Source organism: Streptomyces sp. NPDC001070, from assembly GCF_053598835.1.
Genome location: NZ_JBSFLB010000039.1, coordinates 57,469 through 76,263, shown reverse-complemented (window position 1 = coordinate 76,263; position 18,795 = coordinate 57,469). Strand labels below are relative to the sequence as shown.

Here is an 18,795-nt window from a genome sequence, read left to right as displayed (position 1 = left end):
TTGGAGACCCCAGCCGCCCGGCACAGCGCCTCGACGCCGATGTTGACGCCTTCCCGGTAGAAGAGCTCGGCAGCGGCGTCGAGCAGCCGCTCGCGGGCTGGGGTCGCGGCAGCCGCGGTACCGGATGAGGCCGATGCGGTCGAAGTCATACCCGTCAGGCTACGCCGCTCCTCGCCCAGCCGAAACCGATCGGTTTACGGCGCGGAAAACCGATCGGATCCAGCCGTCGGCCGGAATCGGCGGGAGCACACCCGTGAGATGGGCACTTGGACAGGCGCTCTCGAGTGAAGCCGCACCCGAGCTCTGAGCGAGCGCGAGATCCCCCTGAAGACTGTTCGTCGGCGCGGTGTTACGGGGCGAATCTTCTGCTCCGAAGACCTACAGCAGCTCCCTTGTCCCCGAGTACCGCCTGCCGCGCCTTGATCCGCACCACTCGTACCCGGCCGAGCGTCAGCCGATCAATACCCCTTACCCTCAGGGACGATAGAGGCGTGCCCGCCGATCTCCGCTGGATGGAAAGCACTGCGATGCCGATACGACTGCGTTCGACTGCTGCCCCTGCTCTGCTGCTTGCTGCGGCCGCTGCGGTCTGTACCGCTTGCGGCGGAGGGGGCGGGTCTGCGGCTGCGTCCCGTCCGGCGCCCAGTGCGTCGGTCCCGGTGAACGCGTCCGCTGCGGCATCGGCCTCGGCTTCCGCATCGGCGCTCCAGGGCTCCCCGACGACCACTGCCGCAGTGCGGCCGATGATCCCGTTGGCTGAGGCGTTCCCGGCTCATGTGGCAGACGGTACCGGCGCCTTCACCAAGCTGGGCGCGGCCGTGCTGAAGTCCTGCACCGAGCCCGATTCCGTCGGATCGACCCTGGCCGCCGGCATCGCCGAGAGCAAGGGCTGTGTCGGCGAGGAGATCGCGCTCTACAAGGACGCGCACAACAACCAGTTCAACCTGGCGATCTTCACGATGAAGGAGCCTCAGGACACGGTGAAGCTGGTGACCCAGCTGTCCATGGCCTTCGATGATTACCAGGTGGCCGCGCAAGCCCCTCCGCCCGGATCCGGCCTGCCCACCCTGCCGGCCGACAGCGGAATGGTGCAGTCCTTCACTGGCCAGGGCCGGGCCATGGTGGTCGGGCTGGCCCAGTGGTCGGACGGCCGGACCCGCGACTATCAGCAGCTCGTCGACCGTCTGGGGCCGCTGCTCAAGAAGGTCTCGAAGAACGTCGCTCGCTATGAGACCGCGGATTGACCGTACGTTCCACGTGACTGAAGCGGTGCTCACATGGCCAGGGATCGATGAGAGTCACGGCAACGCCGACGGCAACGGGCGCGGATGGCCCTCCGGCCTGGCGTCGACGCCGAACCGGGCCCACGTCTGCCCATAGGACTCGTCCATCCCTGCCGGCATCGCCCCGGTCGCGACAGCGCCACACCCACCAGCTTCAGACGCGGGCGATCCGCCTCCTCAGATCCTTCCGACGACGACAGCGGGCACCGCCCCGCAGAGGCTGTTCACCGATGGCCGGCAGATCGAAAGTCCGTCGCAGTGCCTCCGCACATGGTGGTAAAGAGTGCGGGCATGGAGTTCTTCTTCTATCACCGCGACCGGCCCGGCTCTCTGGCGTTGCGCGACGAGTTGCGGGAGGAGCACTGGTCCTACATGGACCGGTACTCGGCGGAGATGATCGCCCGCGGCCCGACCCTCTCGGCCGACCGCGACACGCCCACCGGCAGCGTGCACATCGTCGACCTGCCGGATCCCGCCGCCGCCCGCGCGTTCGCCTTCGACGAACCGGGCTACCAGGCCGGCGTGTACCAGGACGTGCTCGTGCGCCGGTGGCGCAACACGCTGGGGCGCACCATGTGGGATTTCCCCGGTGGCCGGACCGGTGGCAACAGGTATCTGGTGCTCGGCCTGAGCTCGGGGCGGGCCGAGGACGCCACCGTGCCGTCGGACCAGGACGAGCTGATCGCATACGGGCCACTGCTGTCCGACGACGGAACCGGCTGGCTGGGTACGGCGGCACTGGTCCGGGCCCCGGACCCGGACACGGCGCGCGCCGTTCTGAACCCTCACCGGTACGCGCACATCGAGGTCCACAACTGGCAGTTCGGCGGGCGGCCGTCGTGATCCGATGACGCCCCGACGGTGATCCGCCGGGCCGTCGTCGACTCGCGTGGGTTCGGACCTGCGCCGAAGCCCTTGCCAGGTCCCGCGATCAGCGGGCTTCTTGCTCTTTCCGGCGGCGTGCGGCACGGCGGCCGAGGAGAACGGCGGTCTTCACCAGGAGGGCTGCCACGACGGCTCCGACGGCCCAGTGCTTCCACGGCCCGGACGCCAGCAGCAGTCCGCCCAGGCCCAGGTGGACGGCCACGACCAGCGCGACGACGGTTACGACGCCGAGCGTCGCGCCGCGTCGTGTTCCGGGCGCGGTGTTCTCCGCCCGGGCGGGAGCAGCGGTGGCGGGATCGCCCGGAAGGTGATCGGCGGCTTCGGCCTGTCGCCAGGTGACCCGCGGCGCATCGTGTTTGCCGGTCCTCTGCAGGCGTTCGGCGAGCAGCTGCTGTATGCGCAGGAGGCCGTCCTGGTCGGCGGCTTCGACGCGGAGGGTCAGCGAGTCGGGGCCTGCTCGCAGGATGCACCGGCCCGAGCCGACGTCGATCGTCCCGTGTGTGCCGGACCGTTCGACGTGCCGGATCCGGGGCGGTGTGCTGCCGCCGTGGTGCAGGCGGGACCAATGGGGCAGGTGGCCGCGCACCCGGCTGGGGTGCTCGCACAGCTGTGCCAGGTACCGGCTCGCACGGTCGGTCCGGACCGTGGCTTCGGCGATCAGCATGAGGGGCCCTTGCGAGGGCACGGAGTCTCTCTGGTCTTGATGACGCACTCCGGTTCGTCCTCCACCTCGAAGATCATCTCGTCCTTGATCACGTACCCGAGCGCGGGTCCGCCGCGGCGGTGCGGCGCGGAACCGGCACCGCCGCGAGGAGCTCCGCCTTCGGCAGCGGCGGAGTCGCATCGGCGGAGTCGTATCGCGACGTCGAGGCGCTGCGAATGTTCGGCACTCACGATGGGGAACCCGGCCTTCCGCGGTTGTTGTGATCGCGAGTACTGACAAGGCGGCGCGGTGATCTGTGACGGCCGGGCCGGCCTCGCGTCCCTGCCCTCTCATGCCGGGCCGTGGCCCCCCGGCTGGTGCACCTTGATCTCGACGCCGGTGGGCCAGCAACTGCGGGCCTCGGTGGGTGTCCGTCTGCTCGGCCCGGTCGAAGAACTTCATGGCCATGAAGCCGTACGCAGGGTTGTCACACGGGATCACCCGGCGGGCGTCGCGCGTGTCGCTCTGGGCCCCGGACATCGCCTGATGCGCGTATCGCGGCTGCGAGGCGGAAGCGAAAAGGGCTGCCCGCGGGCGGCCGCTGAGATCCCCGCCGCCCTGGCCACCTGCGGCCTCAACGCACCGATGGCGGCCCCCAACGGCACACCCCCCGTACCGGGACCGGTACCGCGCCGCCCGCGCGGTACCGGCCCCGTGCATCACCTCGGTTCGGGCGTCACCTCAGGCCGAATGCCCGGACGACGGTCTGCGAGACGGATCCCCCCGCGCGTGCCGTGGCACTGGTCCGCAGGGAGACGAACGCAGCCGAGGCGGGGGCGTGCAGGGACGTACGCCAGACGCCCTGGCGGGCCTCCAGATCCTGCCGGTGCCAGGTCGCTCCGTCGTCGTAGGAGACCTCGAGCCGGACCGAGGACACCGCGTCCGTCGCGGACGTGCCGAGCACCGACGGCGTGATGGACACATCCGAGGTCCGGTGCGCCCGGCCCGCGGCGTCGAGTTCGGTGCCGTAGTCGAGCTGAACCAGGGGAACGGTCCCGGACTGCGCCTTGCCCGACACGAAGTCCCACTCCGTGTGCGTCTTCGACGAGTACGGACTCAGCGCCGGATCACCGGCCGTGTCGACGACGAGCCGATACGGCAGCGACTCGGCCGGCAGGTCGAAGGCGTTCACATAGGGACTGTCGGTCGTGAGCAGCGTGGTGCCGCCCTGGAGCAGCGAGGTCCGGGTGGTCATCGTCTCGGTTTGCGCGGAGCCGCTGTGCGCGGCGCCCGAGTCGCTCCAGCCGGGGACGACCAGCGAGAGCGAGGTCTCGTCGCGCGTCTGGGAGTCGCTGTCGGACATGCGCGGCCGCAGGACCGGGCCGAGCCACCGCTCCTGCTGGACACTGCCCGGCCGGTAGGACGTCGGGCTGTTGGTCGCGCCGACCCAGCCGCTGACCGATACGGTCTGCTGCCACCTGACGTCGTCTCCCGCGGAGACCCAGTCGGTGCGCCGGCCGGGGGCCATGGGCGCCAGTGCGAACGAGTACCCCGTGGTCCACTCGTACTCCGGGAAGTCCGTCCGCCGCTCCAGTGCCTGCTTGCCCTGCGGCTGGGCGAAGGTGAGGTCGACGCGCGCCAGGGGTTCCCGGTCCGCACGATAGGTCACGTCCGCGGGCACGGCGCCGGGGTGGTACTTGACCAGGTCGTACAGGTACGAGGGAGACGGGTGGGCCTCCACCCGGAGCGTAACCGGGTGTTTCCGTGCCGAGGCGATCCTCGCGATGATCGCCTCGCCCTCGTCCCTGTTCACCGACGCCACGGGAACGTCCACGGTGCCGGAGTAGTCCGGCTCGCCGTACCAGGTGGACAGGCGCCCCACTTGGTCGTTGACCACCAGCAGCAGCCGTACGCCCGCCGCCTTCGCGGCCGACGCCTGCGCCGAGGGCGGCACCTCGGTGCTGTGGCGCACCACGGCGACCTTGCCCCGGGCTCGCGCCTTCGCGAGCTCCCCGGGCGAACCGGCGCCGGCGAACACCGCGTCGTGCGTCGACGTGCCGTCGGGGAGCGCGGCGCTTCCCTCCTGGGCGAGCGCGTCGTCGATCCGCTTGCCGTCGTAGGACAGGTCGAGCGGGGTCTCCTGGGCCCGCAGGCGCGTGGCGAAGACGAAGCTGCCGTGCCGTACCTTGGCGCCGGTCGGCTGGGCCCAGATGCTGTCGTAGCCCGCGCCGACGACCACGTTCTCCCTGAGCGCGCCGTAGTCGGCGGGGCTGGGCACGGTGGAGGTGAAGGAGCGGAAGTAGTCCAGCCTGGTGTTCACGAGCGTGCTCGGCTTCGGTGTGACGGCCCGCACCTGATGCGCCTTCGAGGCGTCGAGGTCGATCTGCCGGTCGGCCGTCAGTTCCACCTCGGGGTCGCCCAGCAGAGCGATGCCGCGGGAACTCGGCCCATGGGAGCCCTCGACGTCCGCGTACGACACCACCGCGTAGGTGTCGGCCGGCAGACGCAGGGTCAGCGTTCCGCTCTCGGGGACCTGATACGCGGTGGTGGACCTGCTGAGGGCACCCTTGATGTGGATCCAGCCGCTCATCGGCTTGCCCGAACGGTCCTTCATGGTGATGCCGAGGTCGTACCGCTCCGGTTCGAGGCCGACACCGGCGACCGTGTGGGTGACGATGGCGCCCGCCTCGTCGTGCGCGACGACCTGGGCGGTGTGGTTCCCCCGCGCGAGGCCGGACGGGTCGGTGCCGACCTCGACGCTGGTGCTGCCGTGGGCCGGTACGGTGACCTGGCCGGCGGACAGGGAGAACACGCCGTCGCCGGACGCGCCCGGCTCGACCGCGAGGCGCAGGGCCACCGGCTCGTCCCCGGAGTTGGAGTACGTGATCTTCTGCTCGACGGGATCGGTGCTCCCGTACGGCCAGCGCATGAAGCGGAAGACCGAACCGGTCGCGGTGACCTGGGCACGGACCGCGGCCGCCGCGTCGACGCGCCCCGATCCTCCCTGGTAGGCGGTGAGGTACGGGGTCGGCTTGCTGGTGCTCATCAGAGCGTCCTTCAACCGGCTGCCCGACCAGTCGGGATGCCGCTGCGCCAGCAGGACGGCGGCACCGGCGACGTGCGGGGACGCCATCGACGTCCCGCTCATCGTGGTGTAGTACCCCTCTCCCCCACTCGCGTACTGCGACCGTGCCGCCAGCACGTCCACGCCGGGCGCCGTCACATCGGGCTTGACCGCCTCGTCGCCGATGCGCGGCCCGACGCTGGAGAAGTTCGCGAGTTCGTCGGAGGAGCCGACCGCCCCCACGGTCAGCGCGGCGTCGGCCGCGGCGGGAGAACCGATGGTGTACGGAGTGGACCCCCGTCCGCTGTTGCCGGCGGCGACGACGAACAGCGCGCCCGTCTCGGCGCTCAGAGCGTTCAGGCTCTGGCTCATCAGGTCGGTGCCGTCGCTCGGCTCGGAGTTGCCCAGGCTCATGTTGACGACCCGCGCGTGCTCGGTGCGCGCGGCCCACTCCATGCCGCCGATGACCCAGGACTCCTGTCCCTCACCGCGGTTGCCGAGCACCTTGCCCACCACCAGCTCGGCACCGGGGGCCACGCCCTTCTCCTTGCCGTCCGACGCCGCACCCGTGCCGGCGACGGTGGACGCGACGTGGGTGCCGTGGCCGCTGCCGTCCGGGACGTCCTGGTCGGGGACGAAGCTGCGGGTGCTGGTGATCCGGTCTTTCAGGTCCGGGTGCCCGGTGTCGGCGCCGGTGTCCAGCACGGCGACCCTGACGCCGGCGCCGGTGTCCCCCGTTTCCCAGACCTGCGGCGCGCCGATCTGGGCCGTGGTGTCGGCGAGCGTCGCCTGTGTCTTGCCGTCCAGCCAGATCTTGTCTATGCCGCCCGTGAACCGTGGAGCCCCGTCGGTCCGGCGGGAGCCGGGCGCGCCCTGCCCGGAGGCGCTGCCGTTGCCCGTGGTGAGCGTGGCCCAGGCGTCGGCCGCCGCCGACCGGTCGGCCGCGACCGCCTCGCCGTTGACGGAGGGCAGGTCCCGGCGGGTCCCGATGCCCGGCAGCGCCGTGCCGCCCTGGCGGAGGCTCTCCGCGTTCCGGTGGGTGAGGATCAGCGGCAGGCGCGGGGTGTGCGCGTCGTCGTAGCCCTGCGCGATCAGCCGGGTGATGTTGAACAGGCGTTTGTCGAGGCGGTCCGCGGCCACGTAGGCGAGCGCCTCGTCCGGGTAGACGTAGGTGTCGCTCCCCTCGGTGACGATGCGCACCGAACCCGTCGCCCCGGCAGGGCGCTCGACGCTCAGTGTGTCGCGCCCGCCGCCGGTCACCGGGGTGACGGTGACCTTGTCCCCGGTGATGAGGGTGACGGTCTTCGGGGGGTGGGCGGCAGCAGGGGCCGATGGCCCTTCCGGCGGGGCCGTGGGCGCGGCCGCCCCCGCTGACAAGGGAGTCAGGACGGTGGCGAGCACGGCGGCCGCGGCGCTGAGTGCCGCCAAGCCCGATGTTCGGGCCGTGGAGAAGAACACTGTTCCTCCTTGTGTTTTCCTGGTCGAATGTGATCACATCCTTAAGATTTCGAAAAGATCTTGACAGTCGCCAACGAGGCTGCCGGGAGCGGTGGTTACCGTGAGCGCCGCACCTCGGACGGCGGGCCGGCGGGGAGTCCCGGGCGGGACTGACGCTGTGGGAGAGCACCGGCCCGTGTGGAGTTCTGGTCAGGTCAGCAGTCGCAGGGACAGCTCGCGGATCAGGTCGTCCTCCGGGCGCAGCTCCATAAGCGTCCCGTACCGGCCCGCGACGCACGGCGGCCGCGTCCTGCGGAGTGAGGGACGACGACGCGGCTGACCAACCGCCGCGACGTGGGTACCGGATGCCGCCGTCAGGCGAGTGGATCACCGACCCTCGGGTGTGGCCCCGGGTGGCGGACCAGGGTGATACCCGAGCCGCTCCCCGAGGCCCGCCGAAAGCCGCGCGCCTACGGTCCAGACGTGGGGTTTCCGGCCGCGGCGGCCGGCCCATGACCGGGAGGAGCTGTCGAGTATGCAGCAGTACGCACTCGCCCCTTACGGCGAGAACGAGTCCTACGAGCAGGAAGCGGAGTTCGGCGCCGAGGTGCAGCCGGCCGGGGAGGCGGGGTTCCCGGCGTACGAGACGGGTTACGAGGCCGAGTTCGGCAACGAGGCGGAGTGGGGGGCCGCGCCGCGCCGCGGTCACCCGTACGCCGAGGCCGGACCGGTGTCCCTGGAGAGCCCCCTCTCCGAGGCCGAGGAGGTCCAGCTCGCCACCGAGTTGCTGGAGGTCGGCGACGAGGCCGAGATGGAGCAGTTCCTCGGCAATCTGCTCCGCTCCGCCGCGCGAGGGGTCGGCTCGTTCCTGAAGTCCGACGTCGGGAAGGCTCTCGGAGGCATCGTCAAGAACGTGGCGAAGCGTGCGCTCCCCACGATCGGCAGTGCACTGGGATCATTCGTCGCCCCCGGCATCGGCACGGCGGTCGGCGGCAAGCTCGGCGCCATGGCGAGCAATCTGTTCGAGATACAGACCGAGGGCCTCGACCGCGAGCAGCAGGAGTTCGAGACCGCCCGCCAGCTGGTACGCCTCGCTGCCACCGCCGCGTCGAACGCGGCGATCGACAAGACTCCGGCCGCTCCGGTGGCCGTCGCCGGGGACGCGACCCGCAGGGCGGCGGAACGCTACGCCCCCAACCTCGCGCGCAACTTCGCCGCCTTCGCGCAGCCGGCCCCCTGGTACTGGCCCGCCCCGGTGCCGGGCGCCGCGCCCGCCCGTGGGCGCCGCGCCCAGTCCGGGCGGTGGGAACGCCAGGGCCGCAAGATCGTGCTCTACGGAATCTAGGGGCGCCGGCCGTGTTCGCCCTGTCGGCGGCCGCGCTGTTCGAGGGCGAGGCCCGCGCACTCCTGACCCGGCTGGACCGGGTGAAGCCGTTCCTGCTGCACGAGACCATGGTGCCCGCTGCCGCTCCGCCGCCCTCCGCACAGGCCGCGATCGAGCGCCACCTCATCGAGGGACGTCAGCAGCTGCGCCGGCAGGTGGGGGATTTCCTCGACTGGCTGTCGGGACCGGGCCGAAAGGAACCGCCCGAGGCGCTGCAGCGGCGCTTCGTCCTGCTCCGGCTCCGGTTCAACGGCGTGCTGGCACAGTTCGACGTCTTCCAGGAGGCGGTCACCCAGCGCAGCGAGCGCGATGTCGGCGTGTGGCTGTCCGGGCTGGACATCGCCGCCGCGGACGCGCTGAGGATCCCGGGCACGGACATCGCCGCGCCTCCCGCCGTGTGCTACCTGGATCGCGGTGCCGGCGCCGCGATCCGCAGGGCGCACACGCACTCCTGTCGCCCTGATCCGCATCCCCCGCGAGCGCATGGTCGGCTACGGCATCGGGGCCTCGCTCGTTCACGAGACCGGCCACCAGGTGGCGGCGCTGCTGGACCTCGTCGCCTCCCTGCGGCCGGTGCTGTACGCGGCGGAGCGGCGCCGCGGGAACCGGGCGGAGCGGTTCGCGTACGCCTGCTGGGGACGGTGGATCTCGGAGATCGTCGCCGACTTCTGGGCCGTGTCGAGGCTCGGCGTCGCCGGCACGATCGGGCTCATGGGCGTGGTGGGCCTGCCCCGCCGGCTCGTCCTGACCCCCGTCCCGGGCGACCCCCACCCCTTCCCGTACATCCGGGTGATGCTCAGCTGCGCCCTGGGCGACGCCCTGTATCCCCACCCGCAGTGGAAGCAGCTCGCCGGACTGTGGGCGGCCTGCTACCCCGTCGCGCGGGCCCCCAGGGAGGTACGCGGGCTGGTGAGCGCCCTGGAGGCGACGGCGCACGGGTTCCTGGACCTGCTGCTCCGTCACCGCCCGCCCGCGCTCGGGGGCGAGCCGCTGGCACGTCTCGTACCGCGGATCCACCGCACCCCCGAACGCCTGCTGGCGGAATACGAGCGGTGGGCTCTCCACCCTGCAGCCGCCCGGGCCGCGTCCCCGACGCTCGCCTTCGCGGTCCTCGGACAGGCGCGGGCGGTCTCACGCATCAGCCCCGAGGACGAGAGCCGGCTCCTCGGGGATCTCATCACCCACTGGGCCCTGTCCAGCACGCTCGACTCCCTGACGAGTTGCGCAGGCACCCGCGGACCAGCTGCCGGCAGCAGCTGAGGAGGACACATGGCAACGATCACTGCTCTGCCCGATCCCATCGAGCAGGGCGGACGAGTCTCGTTCACACTGAACAGCTACAAGGGACCACCGACGGACCTGAAGTGGGCGATCGAAGGGGTCGGCCCCGCCGCCTTCGATCAGCAGGCTTCCGTCCGGGCCCACTGGGACGTGCCCGAAGACCAACGACCCGGCTCGTACACGGTGCAGGTGACCGACAGCGAGGCGGCGCCGATCGCGGAAACGGTCTTCACCGTGACCGCCCGTCCGCTGGGCGCGGGCGACCGGATCCAGGTCCGCATGAACCGCACCGAAACCTTCCCCACGGACGATCAGGCGCTGTGGACGGTCATCCGGGCGAGCGCCGAGCGACTGAAGTACTCCGGATACGAGGACTGGATCGATGCGGTCATGGGCGCCGGGGAACTCACCGATGCCGACCTGCGCACGGTCTCGTCCCCTCGGCGGTCGCGGAATCGGACAACGCCGTTCCCCGGTGTCGACCGCTACCAACTGCTCAAGACCGCCACCGAGGTGTTCCTCCTGGCCAACTGCGGCGTCCGCGTCTGGTCCCCCGGCGGAACCAGCGGGCCGGGCGATGCCTCCCAGCTGCTGAACGGCGTGAATCGGGACGACGAGCAGCGGCGTCACGGCGGGCACGTCATCGACCTCGCCGGGAGCTGGCGCAAGTACACCCATCCGAAGGCGACTGCCGAGCATGATGCGTTGCCCTACTTCGCGACGATCTATCGCAAGCTGGGCATCCCCGGTGCGATGGCGAACAACGCGGACGCCGGCTCGCTGGACGACCGCCTGCTGCGGGAGAAGATGCAGTACCCCTTCTTCCTCGAGCTCATCTGGAGCTACTGGCACGAGGAAGGGATGCTGACGCACTCCATCGACGCCATCGCCCGCCGCTTCCAGAACTTCCGCGACCCGCGCCGGCACGACCCGCTGGCCCACGTCGAGATCGATCCGCTGCGCGGCCTCAACCCACTGCTGTGGGGGTACATCCAGGACGAGCAGCATCGGCTCTCCGCCCTGCGCAGGGCGCACGAGTACGACCACCACTACGGCTTCACCCAGCAGCTCCCCCGCGGGGTGCGCATGGCCACGGCCGACAGCCGGCCGCGGTTCCTGCAGGCCTTTCACACGCTGCTCAACCTGGCGTCGGCGTTCTTCAAGGAGGACGACGACACCACGGTCATCGCCGACGGCTTCCCGCTGCTCAACGCGCTCAAGGACGTGCACCTGCTGCTCACCGAGGGCCAGCACAACCAGTACGGCGACCTGCCGTGGACCGCCCGCCTGGAGATGCTCATCCAGCAATACCTGCTCGCCCGCCCGCAGATGCGCGACTTCCTGCCGGGCCGCACGATGGTGGCCTACCCGGAGACCTGGATGCAGCCTGTGGACACCATGAAGCGCCTCCAGGGCTGGCCGTCGGACTCGGTCATCCATTTCCGCGACCTGGGGCACTTCGGCGAGCAACTCCTCCTGACGATCCGGTTCGCGAACTGGAACAGCGTCAACGACCGTGATCAGGCGGCGAACTGGGCTCGCTACTGGCGCTCCGAGATCCAGGGCTACATGCACTCGTACCGGTCCGTGACCGGCATCGACCTGAGCGTCGAGCGCGCGGACTCGCGGATCGACGCGACGCCGCCTTCGGTCCTGCTTCTCAGGCGTCTGCAGGAGCAGACCGGCGTACGTGCCCCCGCCCCGACAGGGGCCGCCACCCTGCAGAGGGACGGCCGCACGCCGCGGCAACTCCAGCTGAGGCGGGCGGAGTTGCCGCCGTCTGCGGCCCGGCGCCAGCCGGGTCGGCCCTTGATGCTGCCGCCGGGCGGCGGCACCGCGCCCCAGTGGCCGGAGCAGACCGAGTCGTGGGGATGGTGAGGTCATGGGCGTGCACACCGCCGGCCGGTCCGGTTCCGGCCCCGACCGGACGAGCGTGACCCACAACCGCGAGTTCGCCCGCACTCTCGGGTGGGGCGGCCACCTCCAGGCCGTACTGCACGCGCTCAGTCCCGGACGGACGGAGTGGAACGACGCCACCCTGGTGGCCAAGACCCGCGCCTGGCAGGCCGGGCACGGGCTGCCCGCCGACGGCGTCCTCGGCCCGGTGACCTGGGCGCACCTGCGGGTTGCGGCCGGCATCGGACCGGACGCGGCGATCGCCGTCCAGTTGCCCGCCGGCGGGCCGGGCTTCTACGCGATCGGCCGGCCCGAGCACCGGTTCGGCAGGGCGCAGACCATCCGCTCCCTGCTGGACCTCGCCGCCGCCTGGCAGAAGGACCACCCGCGGGGCCCGCGCATCGGCATCGGCGACATCAGCCTGCGCGGCGGCGGGCCGACCCCCGCCCACCGGTCCCACCGGCTGGGACTCGATGTGGACATCCGCCCGCTGCGAGCGGACGGACAGGAGATACCGGTGCGCCGGGGCCAGACCGGCTACTCACGTCCTCTCACCCAGGAACTCGTGGACCGGCTGCGAGCCGGCCGGATCCTGGTACCGCGGGTCGTGCTGTTCAACGATCCGGAGGTCCGCGATGTGCGTCCCCGGCCAGGCCACGACAACCACCTCCACGTCTCGTACGCGCCACCACCCGCATCCGGACGGCCCGTTCGGGCGGGGTAGCGCAAAGGGCCCCAGGCCCGGCAGCACACCACGCCAAGCGCCTCGCCCGATGGGAGGCCCGTGCGCTACATCATCGATCTGTACCATCGCACCAACGACGTCCACGGACACCTGCTCGCAGAGGACGCGGACGAACCGGTCGTCTTCCACGGCTGGCTGGAACTGCTGCGGCTGCTGGAACCCCGCCCGCGACTCCCGGAGCCGACGGAGCCCGCCGGCGACGGACCGTCCTCTTGAAGTACCACCGCCGGTCCCGCACCGTAGGGCGAAGGGATGCGGGACCGACGGTGGTGCCAGGGGGGAGCACGCGATGCCGACGGCAGGACCCGAGGGGGGCTCTTCGTCGTCCGCGCAGGACGGGGTCTTCTGCGGACGCGAGAGGGAGCTCGCCCTCCTGCACGACAGGTTGCGACGCTCCGCGGACGGAACGGCCCAGCTGATCGTCGTCGACGGCCCGCCTGGGATCGGGAAGACCGCGCTGGTCCGCCGCTTCCTGCGGCAGGTCGCCCCGGACGGCGCGCTGATCGCCAGCGGCGAGGAGAACGAGTCGGCCCTCCAGTACGGAGTCCTCGCGCAGCTCCTCGCCCGGTCGCCGTCCGAGGGGCCGGCGGCGACCGTGGAATCGCTGCTCCGGGAAACAGACCTGTTCTCCGCCGGCGCCCGCCTGCTCGACCTCGTGGGTCACCTGCGCGACACCGGCCCCACGGTGATCCTCATCGACGACATCCACTGGGCCGATCCAGCGTCCCTGCAAGCCGTCACCTTCGCCCTGCGCCGCATGCGTTTCGAGCGGATCTTCGCCGTGCTCGTCACCCGCGACCCCGGCGACCCCGACCTGCCTGAAGGGTTCCGGCGCCTGCTCACCGACGAGGACACCACCCGGCTGTCCCTGGCCGGACTGGACACCGAGGAGATTCACCGGCTGGGAGAGAAGCTGCTCCCCGGACGCGTGCCGTCGCACGCCGCCGGTCGTCTGTGCGCCCACACCGACGGTAATCCGCTGCACGTTCGCGCCCTGCTCCGCCAGGTGCCCGCGGAGATACTCGCCGCTCCCGACACCCCGCTGCCGGCGCCCCGCTCCTATGCGCTGCTGGTGCTGGCCGATCTGGCACGCTGCGATCGTGCCGCTCAGGATCTGGTGACCGCCACCAGTGTGCTCGGCATGTCCTGCCCGCTCCACCTGGCAGCCAGGCTGGCCGACGTCGAGGAGCCGCTGCCCGCCCTCGAGCAGGCCGTGGCGCGAGGCCTCCTCGAAGAGCAGCCGACAGCCGGTGCACCCGGTGTGCGCTTTCCCCACCCGATGGTCCGGGCCGCCGTGTACGAATCCATGGGTCCCGGGCGCCGATCCGCACTGCACACGACGGCCGCGGCACTCACCGATGACAAGTTCGCCGGCACGTGGCACAAACTGCTCGCCGCCCAGGGACCTGACGGCGAACTCGCCGCGGAACTGGCCGCGGGTGCCCGGTACGAGGCCGCCGCGGGGCGGTGGGCCGGCGCGGCCACACTCGCCGGCCACGCCGCGCGGCTGGCCGTGACCATCAACGACCGCGAAGAACTGGCGATCAACGCCCTCGACGCACTGCTCCTCGACGGCCGGGTGCACGAGGCCGCCGAGATGATGAACACCCTCTCCGAGAGCGCGTTACCGGCGCGTCGCCGCTATGCGTCAGGCAGCGTCGCACTCGTCCGCGGCAACGTCGGCGAAGCCCTGGTCCTGCTGGACGACGCGTGGATGAAGTGCGACGAAGCGGCCGATCCGGTCCTGGCCGGCCGGATAGCCGAGCGGCTCACCTACGCCTGCATCGCCCTGGCGCGCGGCGACGCGGCAGTGCTCTGGGCGCGGCGGGCGCTGAGCCTGCCGCCGCCACCGATCGGGTCCGGCGGCATGACGCGCTACTCCCAACTCGTCGCGCTCGGAATGAACGGGGCCGTCCCGCAAGCCATGGCGATCCTGGCCGGACTGCCGGAGGCCCCGCTCGTCGGACGGGCCGATGTGGATCTGCTGCTCGGCCGCGGCATGATCCGAGTGTGGGCCGACGAGTTGCCGTCGGCCCGCCACGATCTGACCGCTGCCATGTCGATAAGCCGCGACGGGCCGGTACCGCTCCGTATTCTCGCGGGAACCCTCCTCGGCCAGGTCGAACGCCGGACAGGCCGCTGGGAGGATGCGATCCGTTACCTCGAGACGGCCTCCATGCTGGCCACCGACGCCGCCCAGGCATGGTTGGAGCCGCTGGCTCATGCGGAGGCGGCCTCGGTCCTCGCGCTGCGCGGCGACCGTCAACGCGCGGGCGAGCACATCACCGCCGCCTGCGCCAGCGATTCCTACGGTCATACGGTGTCGAGCGTGACCTATGTGGCGGTGGCCCGCGGACATCTCGCCACCGCGGTCGGCGCACCTCAGGAAGCCGTCTCGGTGTTGCGCCCGCTCCTCTACCTGGACGGCCCCAATGAGCCGGGAATCATCCCATGGCGCGATCTCCTCGCCGATGCGCTCATCGCTCTCGCCGAATACGAGGAGGCCGCGAGTGTGCTCACGCCACTCGAGAAGGCCGCGGCGGACCTCGGGCGGCGCTCGGCGCTGGCCGCAGCAGCGCGCGTACGCGGCAGACTGCTGGCCGTCGCACGTGAACCGGGGGCGGCGGAGACCGCGTTCCGCAGCGCACTTGACCACGCCGCCGAGGTGGCGAATCCCTTCGAACGGGCACGAGTCGAGCTGGATTTCGGCGCCTTCTTGCGGCGGGCCGGCCGACGTTCCGCCGCGGCGGACGTGTTGACGACCGCCCACGCCACCCTGACCGCGCTCGATGCCACCCCGTTCCTCACCACATGCGAACGCGAACTACGCGCCTGCGGCCATGCCGTCGCCCCCGCTGTCCCGTCGGCGGTACTGACACCCCAGGAGTTGGCCGTCGCCCGTCTGGCCACCACGGGGTTCACCAACCGGCAGATCGCCCGCGAACTGATCCTCAGCATCAAGACCGTCGAGTACCACCTCAGCAATATCTATGCCAAATTCGGCATCTCGTCCCGCACGGCGATCGCCGGCAAACTCGCGCCGGTCATGTGAATCCGACGCGGAGTACGCCATTGTCCGCCCGGCCCCGGCCGTAGGGCATCGGCACCTGCGCGGTCGGCGAACCTCCCCCGCCGCACGTCGTGGAAGGGACACCAACCCGCGTGGTGTGCGTGCTCCCCCGCCGGCGCGCCCTTCGCGCCGTTCCCGGACTTCGGCGCGCCCGCCGCGCCCGCCGGATGGTCCGGCTCGTACCGGGGATCGTGCCGTCCGGCTTCGCGGCCAGGAACAGGCCGGCCATCCCCGTGTCCGAGTGGCTCTGGACGTGGCAGTGGTACATCCACGCGCCCGCGCCCACGTGTTCGCCCGCGATGATCTGGAAGCCGAAGGAGTCCGCCGGTCCGGTGATCTTGTTGTCGACCACCCGGCTGAGGTCGTCCGGTCCGGTCGGCAGGCCCGTACCCGTCACCGGACGACGTCGAAGACGTTCTTCTGCAGGCCGTTGGCGTAGACCTCGTGTTCGACGAGCTTCAGCTTCTGGGTGTCCTTGTCCGTCGCGCTGAACAGGCGCTTGCCCGCGCCGAGCAGCAGCGGAAAGACCAGCAGGTGGTACCGGTCGATCAGGCCCGCGTCCGAAAGGCCGTGGTTCAGGGAGGCGCTGCCGTGAACGATGATCGGGCCTCCCTCGGTCTCCTTCAGGGCGGCGACCTGGTCGAGCGAGCGCAGGATCGTGGTCTCACCCCAGTTCAAAACCAGGTCGTCCTCGGTGAGGGTGGCGGAGACGACGTACTTCGGCATCACCTTGTAGTCGGCGAATTCCGCCATGTCCGGCCACACGGGGCTGAAGGCCTCGTAGCTGACCCGGCCCATCAGGATCGCGGTGGCTTCCTCCTGCTCCCGCCCCTTGATTTCGAACGCCTCGGGAACGAACTCGACGTTCTTGAAGGTCCATCCGGAGTTCCGGTAGCCGGGTTCGCCGCCCGGGGCCTCCACGACGCCGTCGAGCGAGATGAAGGCGGTGCTGATCAGAGTACGCATCCGGGTTTCCTCGATGTCTCTCGTGTCGGGCTTTTGATTGCTCGGCGCGCGCTTCGGTCCCAGCATGGAGCCGACAAAAAAAATTGTCAAGGAGATTCGAGTTGTCGGAACGTCCGCGTGGCCGCGACCCTCTCCAACCCGGACGGCGTGCACAACATCGAGTGGGGCGGCCACGTCTACGTCTGCACCGGGCCCCGCCGCCCCTGGGGCGCGCTATGGCTCGAGCTGCGCAACTACGCGTGACCGGTACGGCGTCGACGTTCGGTGCGGCGAGCCGGGTCGGTTCCGCCCCGGCAGGATCAGCCGTCCGCGAGGCCGGAGCGCCATGCCCACAGCGCGATCTCGACCCGGTTGCGGGCGGTGAGCTTGGTCTGGATGTTGCCCAGGTGGGTCTTGACCGTGCCCAGGGACACGACGAGCGCCGCCGCGATCTCCGCGTTGGTCATGCCTTCCGCCACCAGCCGGACGACCTCCGTCTCGCGGGAGGACAGGTCCGAGCCCGCCGGTGGGGCGGTACGCGGGGGCCTGACGCCTCTCAGCAGCCGGATCGTGATGGCCGGGCTCACCAGGGCCTCCCCGGAGTACGCCGCGCGTACCGCCTCGGTCAGCAGTGCCGGGCCGGAATCCTTGAGGAGGAATCCGCAGGCGCCGTTGTCCAGTGCCTGGTAGACGTACTCGTCGTCGTCGAAGGTGGTGACGACGACGACCTTGGGGGAACCGCCGCTTCCCGCGCGGTTGAGTTCGCGCAGGGCCTGCAGCCCGTCCATGCGCGGCATACGGATGTCCATGAGAACGACGTCGGGCTTCAGCCGGCGGGACATCTCCAGGGCCTGGACGCCGTCCCTTGCCTCCCCGACCACCTCGATGTCCTCCTCGGCGCCGAGGATGAGGGAGAAGCCGGTGCGGACCATGCTCTGGTCGTCCGCCAGCAGTACGCGGATGGTCATCGTGCCCCTCCGGCCGGTATGCGGGCCTGCACGCTCCAGCCCTGGGGGAGTCTCGGTCCTGCGGTGAAGGAGCCGCCGAGTGCCGCTGCCCGCTCCCGCAGACCCTCCAGGCCGTAGCCGCCCTCCCGGGGCTGGCCGCCGCGGGGGCGGCCGTCGTTGGAGACCTCGACCGTCACCGCGTCGGGCCGGTCGTGGCGACGGACGAGGATGTCGAGTGTCCGGACCGCGTCCGCGTGCTTGCGGACGTTGGTGAGGGCCTCCATGACCACCCGGTGCACCGCCGACTGGACGTCGATGGTGACGTCCTCGAAGTCGCCTTCGATGCTCAGCCTCACCTCCGGGCCGTCGCCGGAGGTGAAATGGCCCGCGAGGGAGGCGATGTCGGCGATCGTGCCCGGGGGCGAGAGACGGGCGTGGGCGTCGGGCTCGCGCAGCAGGGTGACCATGCGGCGGATGGCCGTCATGGCCTCGTCCCCGGCCGCCTCGATGCGTTCCAGGGCGGGGACCACGGCCTGCGGCTTGCTCGCCGCGACGGTCCGGGCGGCCTGGGCGAGCACGACCATGCCGGTGACGTGATGGGCGACGTAGTCGTGGAGATCCGACGCGATGCCCGTCCGCTGCGCCAGCTGGGCGGCGATGATCTGGCGGTGTCGGTTGGCCTGGAGCATCCGTACGGACAGGCCCGCGGCGCCGGCGATGACGCCACCGAGCGCCAGGGCGAGGGCCAGGATCAACGAGACCCGCTGGTCGGACAGCCGCAGGGGCTGCAGCACCAGGCCCGCCAGCAGGAGCAGGACCGCGAACGTGGCGCGCACCGGTTCGGCCCGCCAGGCGGTCACACCGATGACCACGACGGTCACCGCGGCCGCGGTGAACCCGAAGGGCACGACGTGGTAGCCGACGGACGGCACGGTCAGCGTCACCAGCAACACCAGCGCACCCAGGTACAGCGCGCCGGTGCCCAGCGCAACGGCGGTCAGCCGCGGTGTGACCAGGGCGACCACGATGGCCAGCAGGACGGTGGGCAGGAGGCCCTGGTCCAGGCTCACGTCCAGGATCCCCAGGACGAGCAGGGCCGCTATGGCGGCCAGCCATCCGATGCCCCGCACCACCCGCTCGAAGAGACGGTCCGCCGTGTTGCTCACGTTCTCCTCTCCTCCGCTTTCGCTCGCCTGCCGGGCGGACGCCGTCCCG

15 protein-coding genes and 1 pseudogene are annotated in these 18,795 nt (G+C 71.1%); 9 read left to right on the top strand and 7 right to left on the bottom strand.

Features of this window, described 5'->3' with window-relative positions; all coding sequences use genetic code 11:
• The first annotated feature begins 776 nt into the window (after nucleotides 1-776).
• Both ACWDAS_RS35350 and ACWDAS_RS35345 read left to right on the top strand, forming a co-directional pair.
• Nucleotides 777-1,244 carry a hypothetical protein gene (locus ACWDAS_RS35350; RefSeq protein ID WP_450399003.1) on the top strand — a complete coding sequence of 156 codons (468 nt, stop codon included), beginning with the start codon at nucleotides 777-779 and terminating at the stop codon, nucleotides 1,242-1,244.
• Between the two features lie 330 nt (nucleotides 1,245-1,574).
• A complete protein-coding gene (locus ACWDAS_RS35345) occupies nucleotides 1,575-2,126 on the top strand; it encodes a YciI family protein (protein ID WP_450399001.1) in 552 nt (183 codons plus the stop codon).
• 88 nt (nucleotides 2,127-2,214) lie between these two features.
• On the opposite strand, the gene ACWDAS_RS35340 is transcribed toward ACWDAS_RS35345, so the two are convergent.
• Both ACWDAS_RS35340 and ACWDAS_RS35335 read right to left on the bottom strand, forming a co-directional pair.
• Nucleotides 2,215-2,832, bottom strand: a complete 618-nt coding sequence (locus ACWDAS_RS35340; protein ID WP_450398999.1) for a DUF2218 domain-containing protein — start codon at nucleotides 2,830-2,832, stop codon at nucleotides 2,215-2,217.
• 715 nt (nucleotides 2,833-3,547) lie between these two features.
• Nucleotides 3,548-7,333, bottom strand: coding sequence for a S8 family serine peptidase (locus ACWDAS_RS35335; RefSeq protein ID WP_450398996.1), 3,786 nt, complete (start codon nucleotides 7,331-7,333; stop codon nucleotides 3,548-3,550).
• A gap of 514 nt (nucleotides 7,334-7,847) precedes the next feature.
• On the opposite strand from ACWDAS_RS35335, the gene ACWDAS_RS35330 reads away from it, so the two are divergent.
• Nucleotides 7,848-8,657 (top strand): hypothetical protein, encoded by an 810-nt coding sequence (locus tag ACWDAS_RS35330; protein ID WP_450398994.1) that lies wholly within the window; start codon nucleotides 7,848-7,850, stop codon nucleotides 8,655-8,657.
• Here ACWDAS_RS35330 and ACWDAS_RS35325 read toward each other — a convergent pair.
• Nucleotides 8,654-9,139: a hypothetical protein gene (locus ACWDAS_RS35325; protein ID WP_450398991.1), complete on the bottom strand. Its 486-nt coding sequence runs from the start codon at nucleotides 9,137-9,139 to the stop codon at nucleotides 8,654-8,656. The two genes, ACWDAS_RS35330 and ACWDAS_RS35325, sit on opposite strands and share 4 nt — an antisense overlap.
• A gap of 40 nt (nucleotides 9,140-9,179) precedes the next feature.
• Between ACWDAS_RS35325 and ACWDAS_RS35320 the strand changes: the two genes are divergently transcribed.
• The 5 genes from ACWDAS_RS35320 (at nucleotide 9,180) to ACWDAS_RS35300 (ending at nucleotide 15,670) form a co-directional block, all read left to right on the top strand.
• Nucleotides 9,180-9,956, top strand: a complete 777-nt coding sequence (locus ACWDAS_RS35320) for a hypothetical protein (RefSeq protein WP_450398989.1) — start codon at nucleotides 9,180-9,182, stop codon at nucleotides 9,954-9,956.
• Between the two features lie 9 nt (nucleotides 9,957-9,965).
• Nucleotides 9,966-11,855 (top strand): hypothetical protein, encoded by a 1,890-nt coding sequence (locus ACWDAS_RS35315; protein WP_450398987.1) that lies wholly within the window; start codon nucleotides 9,966-9,968, stop codon nucleotides 11,853-11,855.
• A 4-nt stretch (nucleotides 11,856-11,859) separates the two neighbouring features.
• Nucleotides 11,860-12,597: a penicillin-insensitive murein endopeptidase gene (locus ACWDAS_RS35310; protein WP_450398986.1), complete on the top strand. Its 738-nt coding sequence runs from the start codon at nucleotides 11,860-11,862 to the stop codon at nucleotides 12,595-12,597.
• Between the two features lie 60 nt (nucleotides 12,598-12,657).
• Nucleotides 12,658-12,834: a hypothetical protein gene (locus ACWDAS_RS35305; protein WP_450398984.1), complete on the top strand. Its 177-nt coding sequence runs from the start codon at nucleotides 12,658-12,660 to the stop codon at nucleotides 12,832-12,834.
• A gap of 73 nt (nucleotides 12,835-12,907) precedes the next feature.
• Entirely contained in the window at nucleotides 12,908-15,670 is a 2,763-nt protein-coding gene (locus ACWDAS_RS35300; RefSeq protein WP_450398982.1) for an AAA family ATPase, read from the top strand.
• 113 nt (nucleotides 15,671-15,783) lie between these two features.
• Here ACWDAS_RS35300 and ACWDAS_RS35295 read toward each other — a convergent pair.
• A pseudogene (locus ACWDAS_RS35295) lies at nucleotides 15,784-16,076 on the bottom strand (multicopper oxidase domain-containing protein); the annotation flags it as partial.
• Between the two features lie 5 nt (nucleotides 16,077-16,081).
• Entirely contained in the window at nucleotides 16,082-16,654 is a 573-nt protein-coding gene (locus ACWDAS_RS35290) for a dihydrofolate reductase family protein (protein ID WP_450398980.1), read from the bottom strand.
• Nucleotides 16,655-16,771: 117 nt separating this feature from the next.
• Here ACWDAS_RS35290 and ACWDAS_RS35285 point away from each other — a divergent pair, with 117 nt between their 5' ends.
• The gene (locus tag ACWDAS_RS35285; RefSeq protein WP_450398979.1) at nucleotides 16,772-16,897 is read left to right on the top strand and encodes a hypothetical protein; all 126 of its coding nucleotides are present in this window, start codon (nucleotides 16,772-16,774) and stop codon (nucleotides 16,895-16,897) included.
• Nucleotides 16,898-16,953: 56 nt separating this feature from the next.
• On the opposite strand, the gene ACWDAS_RS35280 is transcribed toward ACWDAS_RS35285, so the two are convergent.
• Together ACWDAS_RS35280 and ACWDAS_RS35275 are read right to left on the bottom strand one after the other, a co-directional pair.
• A complete protein-coding gene (locus ACWDAS_RS35280; protein ID WP_450398977.1) occupies nucleotides 16,954-17,601 on the bottom strand; it encodes a response regulator in 648 nt (215 codons plus the stop codon).
• Nucleotides 17,598-18,746, bottom strand: a complete 1,149-nt coding sequence (locus tag ACWDAS_RS35275) for a sensor histidine kinase (RefSeq protein ID WP_450398976.1) — start codon at nucleotides 18,744-18,746, stop codon at nucleotides 17,598-17,600. Before ACWDAS_RS35275 ends, ACWDAS_RS35280 begins: the two co-directional genes overlap by 4 nt.
• Between the last annotated feature and the right edge of the window lie 49 nt (nucleotides 18,747-18,795).

Bases quoted from the DNA above. Each gene is read 5' to 3' on its own strand.
- ACWDAS_RS35345 (WP_450399001.1), top strand. From the start codon at position 1,575: ATGGAGTTCTTCTTCTATCACCGCGACCGGCCCGGCTCTCTGGCGTTG.
- ACWDAS_RS35340 (WP_450398999.1), bottom strand. From the start codon at position 2,832: ATGCTGATCGCCGAAGCCACGGTCCGGACCGACCGTGCGAGCCGGTAC.
- ACWDAS_RS35330 (WP_450398994.1), top strand. From the start codon at position 7,848: ATGCAGCAGTACGCACTCGCCCCTTACGGCGAGAACGAGTCCTACGAG.
- ACWDAS_RS35320 (WP_450398989.1), top strand. From the start codon at position 9,180: ATGGTCGGCTACGGCATCGGGGCCTCGCTCGTTCACGAGACCGGCCAC.
- ACWDAS_RS35315 (WP_450398987.1), top strand. From the start codon at position 9,966: ATGGCAACGATCACTGCTCTGCCCGATCCCATCGAGCAGGGCGGACGA.
- ACWDAS_RS35310 (WP_450398986.1), top strand. From the start codon at position 11,860: ATGGGCGTGCACACCGCCGGCCGGTCCGGTTCCGGCCCCGACCGGACG.
- ACWDAS_RS35300 (WP_450398982.1), top strand. From the start codon at position 12,908: ATGCCGACGGCAGGACCCGAGGGGGGCTCTTCGTCGTCCGCGCAGGAC.
- ACWDAS_RS35290 (WP_450398980.1), bottom strand. From the start codon at position 16,654: ATGCGTACTCTGATCAGCACCGCCTTCATCTCGCTCGACGGCGTCGTG.
- ACWDAS_RS35280 (WP_450398977.1), bottom strand. From the start codon at position 17,601: ATGACCATCCGCGTACTGCTGGCGGACGACCAGAGCATGGTCCGCACC.